The following is a 7,746-nucleotide window of genomic DNA, read 5'->3' as shown; positions in this document are numbered from 1 at the left end:
TGTTTGAGGGGTTGGGGGGTGAGGGTCGTGGGGATCAGCGGGCCGGTGGGGGCTGGTCGCGCAGTTCCCCGCGCCCCTTAAAAGCAGGGGCTACCGCCACGTCTTCAGGGCCGGTGGGAACTGCGCGACCAGCCCCCACCCACCCGCGGTGAATCTGACGACCCAGAACCGGCGGGGCATATATCTTGATCGACATGCCGACCAGCCCTTCCGCCAGTCCGCTACCAGCGTCCCGTACGGAATCCGACGGCTCGGCCGTGATCCGGGTCCTCAGCTACAACATCCGCTCCATGCGAGACGACACCGCCGCACTCGCCCGAGTGATCAGCGCCTGCGAACCGGACCTCGTCCTGGTCCAGGAAGCCCCCCGCTTCTTCCGGTGGCGCAAGAAACTGGCCCGCCTGGCGGCCGCGTCGGGTCAGGTGATCCTCTCCGGCGGTGGCACGGCATCGGGCCCCGCCCTCCTCTGCTCCCTGCGGGCGAGGGTCGAACGCACCGAGGACGTACTGCTCCCGCTCACACCGGGACTGCACAGACGCGGCTTCGCCACCGCGGTCGTCCGCTTCGGCGGCGCCCGTCTCGGCGTACTGAGCTGCCATCTCTCCCTGCAGAAGGACGAGCGCCACGAGCAGGGAGGCATGCTCCTCGACCGCCTCGCAGCCATGGGCACCCCGCACGCCGTCGCGGGCGGCGACCTCAACGAGCGACCGAACGGCCGCACCTTCAAGCGCCTCGCCACCGAGCTCCAGGACGGCTGGGCGGTGGCCCCCTGGGGCGCGGAGTACACCTCGACACCCGCCGACCCCCACCAGCGCATCGACGCGCTCCTCGCCACGGAGGGCGTGGAGGTCCTGGGCTGCGGCGTACCGCTCGGTCACCCCGGAGTGACGGAGGCCGATCTGAAGGCCGCCACGGACCACCTGCCGGTCCTGGCGGCCCTCCGGGTGCCCGCCTCCTAGGTCCGCCTAGGGCCGCTGCCTGGCCCGGTCGGTGACCGCCCAGCCGTCGAGGTACGTCAGCTGGGTGTAGGACTTCATGTCCGCGCCGTCATCCGAGGTACGACTGTCGCGCAGTCTGCCGCGCGCCCGGTGCAGCCGGGATCTGACGGTGCCGACGGGCACACCGAGGGCTTGGGCCACTTCCTCGTAGTCGAGGCCGGCCCAGGCCACCAGCAGCACCACGTCGCGGTGCCGGGCGGACAGCCCGGACAGCGCGGCCGCCAGTTCCCGGCGCACCCCTGTGGCGCCGGCCCTGGCGACCGCGCGATCCGCCACCGGCTCCTCGTGCTCGACGGCAGGCGGAAGCCGCGAGAGCGCCTTGAAACGGCGCGCCTCGGCTCTTCGATGCCGGCTCGCGAGGTTCGTCGCGATGCCGAACAGCCACGGGCGGGCGTCGGCCCGCTCCAGGTCGTACGTGTGGCGCCGCTGGAAGGCCGTCGTGAACGTCTCCGCCATCAGGTCCTCCGCCGCCTCGGGACCGAGCCGCCGGGCCGCGTAGCGGTGCACGGTGCCGGCGTGACGGTCGAAGAGCACGGCGAACAGCTCGGGCTCGTCCCGGGACCGTTCGATCACACGGGCGTCGCTCTCCTCGCGCCTCTCCTCGCGCGTGAGGACGCCCGGTCCGACGGTCATCGGGGCTCCTTTCGTTCGACTGAACGCCTCGAAGGCCTGGGCTTGTTCGGGTTGTCCACCCCTACTTCGCCGATCGGCGGGATCGAGTTCCGTCGAGGGTTCCGCAGCGGGGCCGCACCCACGCGAAAGCCCGCCCGGGTGCTTCTCCGGGCGGGCTTCCGTACGTACCTGTGCGCGGCGTCAGACCACCGCGCCGCGCCCCGGGTCGTCCTCGTCCTCGTCGTCGCCGCGCATGCGGCCCACCAGCGTGGCGAAGCCGCCGAGGAAGCCGCCGATGCCGATGGTGGCGAGCCACCAGGTCATGGTCCAGCCGAGCAGGACGGCGAGGAGGAGCAGGAGCGGGCCGCCGATCACGGCCAGCCAGGCGAACTTGGCCGTCGCGTCCGCGGCGGGCAGCGGGGGCGGCTCGGGCGGCACGAAGTGGCCCTCGTCGTCCTCGTCGAAGTCCTCCTCGACCGGTTCGGGCATCGCGTAGTCGCGCGGGCCGGAGACACCGGGCGCGAACGCGACGGAGCTGCCGAGCGGCTTCTCGGTCTCGGCGGAGGGCTCGTCCTCCGCCGCCGGCTCCGTGGCCTCGGTGGTGTCCGTGGAGCCCTTCGTTTCCTTGGGACCCTTGGAACTCTTGGAGCTCTTGGCGCTCTTCGTGTCGGTGTCGCCCGAGTCGTTCGTCTCGGGCTCCAGGAGCGCCAGGTCCTCGATGGACTTGAAGGGTTTGGCGCCGGGCGGGTCCGGCGGCTCGTCGCCGTACCCCGCGACGATCGCCTCCCACGCTGCGGCCTCGTCGAACGACGGGCCCTGTTCCTCGCCGGACGGCGCGTCCTTCTCCTCGGGTTCGCGGTCCGCGTCGTGCTCAGCCACCAGTGGCCGTCCCTTCCTGCTGACCCGCCTGGCCCGCGCCGGTCTCCTTGCCGGCGCCGGGTGCGAGCCGGGAGACGAAGGCGAAGCTCTCCTCGAAGATCCGGTCCGCGTCGTGGTCCAACGTCGCGACGTGGTAGCTCTGTTCCAGGAGTATCTCCGTGACATCCACGGACGACACCCGGCTGAGGATGCGGGCCGAGTCGGCGGGCGGCACGACATGGTCCTGCGGGCTGTGCAGGAGCAGCATCGGCTGCGTCACCTGCGGCAGCTCGCCGTCGACCAGCCGGAAGAAGTTCCGCAACGAGTGGGCCGCGTGCAGGGGCACCCGGTCGTATCCGACCTCGATACCGCCCTCCTTCGCGATGTCGCTGGTCAGCCCCTTCGTCGTACGGACGAGATGGCGGAGTACCGGAAGGGCGTACGCCGAAAGACCGTGCACCTTGTTCGCCGGGTTGACGACCACGATGCCGCTGATCTCGTCGCCGTGCTTGGCGGCGAGCCGCAGGGTGAGGGCGCCGCCCATGGAGAGGCCGAAGACGAAGACCTGGGAGCAGCGCTCGCGCAGGGCGCGCAGCTCGCGGTCCACCTCCGCGTACCAGTCCTGCCAGCCGGTGACCTGCATGTCCTCCCAGCGCGTGCCGTGCCCGGGCAGCAGCGGCAGCGCGACGGTCAGACCCCGCTCGGCGAGATACTCCGCCCAGGGGCGCAGCGACTGCGGAGAACCGGTGAACCCGTGGCAGAGAAGGACCCCGACCTCTCCGCCCTCGTGGCGGAACGGCTCGGCTCCAGGAAGGACCGGCACCTTCGGTCTCCTGTTCATTGAAGAGGGACGACTCATGGAAGAAGGACGCTCTTGGACGACGAAGGAAGGACGCTCTGCGAAGAAGGACGACTCATGAAGAGGGACGGCTGTTCATCGAGAACTGTTCATTCGGGAGAACGGTTCCCTGTTCATTCCGGGGCGACGCGACGACCACCCCGAAGCTTCGAGGCGTACTTCACCGTACGCGACCGCACTGACACCGACCAGGGCCGTCGGGCCCTTTGGCAGTGCTCCGGGTTAAGGTCTGACCGACAGACACAGGAGGCACTCGGTTGATCTACGGCGCAATGAAGTTTTCCATCGGAGGGCCTCTGAAGCTCGCTTTCAGGCCCTGGGTGGAAGGCCTCGAGAACATTCCCGCCGAGGGCCCGGCCATCCTGGCGAGCAATCACCTGTCGTTCTCGGACTCGTTCTTCCTGCCCGCGGTCCTGGACCGCAAGGTGACGTTCATCGCGAAGGCCGAGTACTTCACGACCCCCGGCGTCAAGGGCCGGATGACGGCCGCCTTCTTCAAGGGCGTCGGCCAGCTGCCGGTGGACCGCTCCGGAGGGCGCGGCGCGGGCGAGGCGGCCATCAAGAGCGGCGTGGACGTCATCGAGCGCGGCGAGCTGTTCGGCATCTACCCCGAGGGCACGCGGTCGCCCGACGGCCGCCTCTACCGGGGCAAGCCCGGCGGCCTCGCGCGCGTGGCGCTCGCCACCGGCGCTCCGGTCATCCCGGTCGCCATGATCGACACGGAGAAGATCCAGCCGCCCGGCAAGGTGATGCCCAAGCTGATGCGCCCGGGCATCCGCATCGGCAGGCCGCTGGACTTCAGCCGGTACAACGGCATGGAGCACGACCGGTTCGTCCTGCGCGCCGTGACCGACGAGGTCATGTACGAGATCATGAAGCTCTCCGGTCAGGAGTACGTCGACATCTACGCGACGGCCGCCAAACGGCAGATCGCGGACGAGGCGAAGGCGCAGAAACAGGCGCTCAAGGAAGCCCAGAAGGAAGCGGAACAGGCCCAGAAGGAAGCGCAGAAAGAAGCGCAGAAGGAAGCCGAGCAGGCGGAGCGGCAGACCGAGAAGGACGAGAAGGAACGGTCCGACTCCTAGACGCGGCCGTCGGGGGATGGGGTAGTGGGGGACATGGCCAAGCGCGAGAGAGTCATGAGAATGTCGGTCGAGCAGCCGCTGTGGCGTGCGCTGACCGGGTACCGCGTCCTGACGATGTTCTACGCGATCGGCCTCTTCGCCACCCACTACAGCAGCTTCGTCCGTCCCGAAGTGGCCATCGGCTACTACCTGGTGCTCATCGCGTGGACCTTCGCGACCCTGCCCAGGGTGGCCAACGCGGCCAGCTGCACCAAGCGCTTCCTCGCCGCCGACCTGACCATCGCGCTCACCGGCATCCTCCTCACGCCGGTCGCGGACGCCCACGACCGGATCGTGGACGGCGGCCCGACCCTCCCGTCGATATGGACCGCGGGTTCCGTGCTGGCGTTCGCGATCAAGGGCGGCTGGCGCTGGGCGGCCTTCGCCTCGGCGCTCGTCGGCGTCGCGAACGTCGTCCAGCGCGGCGCGCTCAGCCAGGACACCCTCCACAACGTGCTGCTCGTCTGGGTCGCCTCCATCGCCATCGGATACGTCGTCGAGGTGGCCCGCGCCTCCGAGCGCACCCTCGCCCGCGCCCTGGAGATCGAGGCCGCGACGCGCGAGCGGGAGCGGCTCGCCCGCGACATCCACGACGGCGTCCTCCAGGTGCTGGCCATGGTGCAGCGGCGCGGTGCCACGCTCGGCGGAGAGGCCGCGGAACTGGGCCGCCTCGCGGGCGAGCAGGAGGTCGCGCTGCGCACGCTGGTCTCGGGCGGGCTCGTACCGGTCTCACGCGTGTCCGAGGACGAGGCCGAGGGCGCCCTGGTGCGCGCGGTGGACGAGCCGGAGCCGGACGAGGGCGGCCCCTGCGACCTGCGCTCGCTGCTCGCCCCGTACGCCACCGCGAAGGTGACCTTCTCCGCGCCGGGCACCCCGGTGCCGCTCGACCCGGCCGCCGCGAAGGAGCTGGCCGCCGCCGTCGGGGCCGCCCTGGACAATGTCCACCGGCACGTGGGGGCGGACGCCCGCGCGTGGATCCTGGTCGAGGACGAGCCGGACGAGGTGATCGTGACCGTACGAGACGACGGTCCCGGCATCCCCGAGGGCCGGCTCGCCCAGGCCGAGGGGGAGGGCCGCCTCGGCGTGGCCCTGTCGATCCGCGGGCGGCTGCGCGAGATCGGCGGCACGGCCGAGCTGATCTCGGTGCCGGGCCAGGGCACGGAGGTCGAACTGAAGGTCCCGAAGGCGGACGTGACGGATGTGAAGGATGTGAAGGACCCGAAGGGTTCACGGGGGAAGGCGGAACAGCGATGACAAGGGCGACGGGGAAGACGACGAGGATGACGACGGGCGGGGCGACGGAGGCCATGGCGAAGGCAGGGCGGCGATGAGTGACGGACAGGGCCCGATCAGGGTCATGGTGGTGGACGACCACCCCATGTGGCGCGACGCGGTCGCGCGTGACCTGGCCGAGTCCGGGTTCGACGTGGTCGCCACGGCGGGCGACGGCGAGCAGGCGGTGCGCCGTGCGCAGGCCGCCGCCCCCGACGTCCTCGTCCTCGACCTGAACCTTCCGGCCAAGCCCGGTGTGCAGGTCTGCAAGGAGCTGGTCGGGGTCAATCCCGCCCTGCGCGTCCTGGTCCTCTCCGCGAGCGGCGAGCACGCGGACGTCCTGGAGGCGGTCAAGTCGGGGGCCACCGGCTATCTGCTCAAGTCGGCGTCCACGGACGAGCTGATCGACGCGGTGCGCCGCACGGCCGTCGGCGACCCCGTCTTCACGCCCGGGCTCGCGGGCCTGGTCCTCGGCGAGTACCGCAGGCTCGCCTCCGACCCCGGACCCGCCACGGGCGGCGACGAGCCCAGGGCTCCGCAGCTCACCGACCGGGAGACCGAGGTGCTCCGGCTGGTCGCCAAGGGCCTGAGCTACAAGCAGATCGCCGAGCGCCTGGTGATCTCCCACCGCACGGTCCAGAACCATGTGCAGAACACCCTCGGCAAGCTCCAGCTCCACAACCGCGTGGAGCTGGTGCGCTATGCCATAGAGCGGGGCCTCGACGACGCGTAAACCGTCCGTGTCCCACCAAAGAGTGAAGACGCATGATCAACCCCCGCACAATTCACCGGAATTGACCTTCCGGCCTCTGCTGAAGTGACCTGGATCACTATTAGCGTGAGTCCCATCAGCCAACCGCGGCGAAGGGACTTTTCCATGCGGGTCGGAGTACTGACCGGAGGCGGCGACTGCCCCGGGCTCAACGCCGTCATCCGGGGCATCGTCCGCAAGGGCGTTCAGGAGTACGGCTACGACTTCACCGGCTTCCGGGACGGCTGGCGGGGCCCCCTGGAGGGCGACGCCGTCCGGCTCGACATCCCCGCCGTGCGTGGCATCCTGCCCCGCGGCGGCACCATCATCGGCTCCTCGCGCACCAACCCCCTCAAGGTCGAGAACGGCATCCGCCGGATCAAGGAGAACCTCGCCAAGCTGGAGGTCGACGCGCTGATCGCGATCGGCGGCGAGGACACGCTGGGCGTCGCCGCGCGTCTGACGGACGAGTACGGCGTCCCGGTGGTCGGCGTCCCGAAGACCATCGACAACGACCTCTCCGCCACGGACTACACCTTCGGCTTCGACACCGCCGTGGGTATCGCGACCGAGGCGATCGACCGGCTGCACACCACCGCCGAGTCGCACATGCGGGTGCTCGTCTGCGAGGTGATGGGGCGGCACGCGGGCTGGATCGCGCTCCACTCCGGCCTCGCGGGCGGCGCGAACGTCATCCTCATCCCCGAGCAGCGGTTCGACGTCGACCAGGTCTGCGCGTGGGTGACCTCGCGCTTCAAGGCCTCGTACGCGCCGATCGTGGTCGTCGCGGAGGGGGCGATGCCGAAGGACGGCGACATGGTCCTCAAGGACGGGTCGCTGGACTCCTTCGGGCATGTCCGTCTCTCCGGGGTGGGGGAGTGGCTGTCCAAGGAGATCGAGCGCCGCACGGGCAAGGAGGCCCGCACGACGGTCCTCGGTCACGTGCAGCGGGGCGGTACCCCGAGCGCCTTCGACCGCTGGTTGGCCACCCGCTTCGGCCTCCACGCCATCGAGGCCGTCCGCGACGGCGACTTCGGCAAAATGGTCGCCCTCCAGGGCACCGACATCGTCCGAGTCCCCATCGCCGAGGCCACGGCCCGCCTGAAGACGGTGGACCCCCGCCTCTACGCGGAGGTAGGAGTCTTCTTCGGCTGACCCGAACTCCCCTCGCCCCCGCCGCCCCTACCCGTCCCGTCCTTGGGGGCTGCCGCCCCCAGGCCCCCGCATCGGCCTGAACGGCCTCGTCCTCAAACGCCGGACGGGCTGGGTGGG

At 70.5% G+C, this 7,746-nt stretch carries 8 protein-coding genes; 5 read left to right on the top strand and 3 right to left on the bottom strand.

The annotated features are described in order from the left end of the window. Positions 1-194 precede the first annotated feature (194 nt). The gene (locus O3Q52_RS44285; protein WP_269654180.1) at positions 195-959 is read left to right on the top strand and encodes an endonuclease/exonuclease/phosphatase family protein; all 765 of its coding nucleotides are present in this window, start codon (positions 195-197) and stop codon (positions 957-959) included. Between the two features lie 6 nt (positions 960-965). Here O3Q52_RS44285 and O3Q52_RS44280 read toward each other — a convergent pair whose 3' ends face one another. From O3Q52_RS44280 to O3Q52_RS44270, 3 genes are all read right to left on the bottom strand, one after another. After that, a complete protein-coding gene (locus O3Q52_RS44280; protein WP_269654179.1) occupies positions 966-1,631 on the bottom strand; it encodes an RNA polymerase sigma factor in 666 nt (221 codons plus the stop codon). A 180-nt stretch (positions 1,632-1,811) separates the two neighbouring features. Continuing rightward, entirely contained in the window at positions 1,812-2,489 is a 678-nt protein-coding gene (locus tag O3Q52_RS44275) for a hypothetical protein (RefSeq protein WP_269654178.1), read from the bottom strand. Further along, the gene (locus O3Q52_RS44270; protein WP_269654177.1) at positions 2,482-3,291 is read right to left on the bottom strand and encodes a carboxylesterase; all 810 of its coding nucleotides are present in this window, start codon (positions 3,289-3,291) and stop codon (positions 2,482-2,484) included. Before O3Q52_RS44270 ends, O3Q52_RS44275 begins: the two co-directional genes overlap by 8 nt. A 308-nt stretch (positions 3,292-3,599) precedes the next feature. On the opposite strand from O3Q52_RS44270, the gene O3Q52_RS44265 reads away from it, so the two are divergent. From O3Q52_RS44265 to O3Q52_RS44250, 4 genes are all read left to right on the top strand, one after another. Further along, complete coding sequence (locus O3Q52_RS44265) at positions 3,600-4,412, top strand: 1-acyl-sn-glycerol-3-phosphate acyltransferase (RefSeq protein ID WP_269654176.1); 813 nt, start codon at positions 3,600-3,602, stop codon at positions 4,410-4,412. A 33-nt stretch (positions 4,413-4,445) separates the two neighbouring features. Then, entirely contained in the window at positions 4,446-5,705 is a 1,260-nt protein-coding gene (gene macS / locus O3Q52_RS44260) for a MacS family sensor histidine kinase (protein ID WP_269654175.1), read from the top strand. 73 nt (positions 5,706-5,778) lie between these two features. Continuing rightward, the gene (locus O3Q52_RS44255; protein ID WP_269654174.1) at positions 5,779-6,456 is read left to right on the top strand and encodes a response regulator transcription factor; all 678 of its coding nucleotides are present in this window, start codon (positions 5,779-5,781) and stop codon (positions 6,454-6,456) included. 144 nt (positions 6,457-6,600) lie between these two features. Beyond that, positions 6,601-7,629: a 6-phosphofructokinase gene (locus O3Q52_RS44250; RefSeq protein ID WP_055612065.1), complete on the top strand. Its 1,029-nt coding sequence runs from the start codon at positions 6,601-6,603 to the stop codon at positions 7,627-7,629. The last annotated feature ends 117 nt before the right edge of the window (positions 7,630-7,746 follow it).

Origin of the sequence: Streptomyces sp. ActVer, assembly GCF_027270795.1 — a bacterium.
In the GTDB taxonomy this organism is placed as follows: Bacteria; Actinomycetota; Actinomycetes; order Streptomycetales; family Streptomycetaceae; genus Streptomyces; species Streptomyces umbrinus_A.
The sequence above is the reverse complement of the archived record's forward strand: the minus strand, read 5'-3'. Positions and strand labels throughout refer to the sequence as shown.

Coding starts and splice junctions, on each gene's coding strand:
- O3Q52_RS44285 (WP_269654180.1), top strand. CDS start 195: ATGCCGACCAGCCCTTCCGCCAGTCCGCTACCAGCGTCCCGTACGGAA.
- O3Q52_RS44280 (WP_269654179.1), bottom strand. CDS start 1,631: ATGACCGTCGGACCGGGCGTCCTCACGCGCGAGGAGAGGCGCGAGGAG.
- O3Q52_RS44265 (WP_269654176.1), top strand. CDS start 3,600: ATGAAGTTTTCCATCGGAGGGCCTCTGAAGCTCGCTTTCAGGCCCTGG.
- macS (WP_269654175.1), top strand. CDS start 4,446: ATGGCCAAGCGCGAGAGAGTCATGAGAATGTCGGTCGAGCAGCCGCTG.
- O3Q52_RS44255 (WP_269654174.1), top strand. CDS start 5,779: ATGAGTGACGGACAGGGCCCGATCAGGGTCATGGTGGTGGACGACCAC.
- O3Q52_RS44250 (WP_055612065.1), top strand. CDS start 6,601: ATGCGGGTCGGAGTACTGACCGGAGGCGGCGACTGCCCCGGGCTCAAC.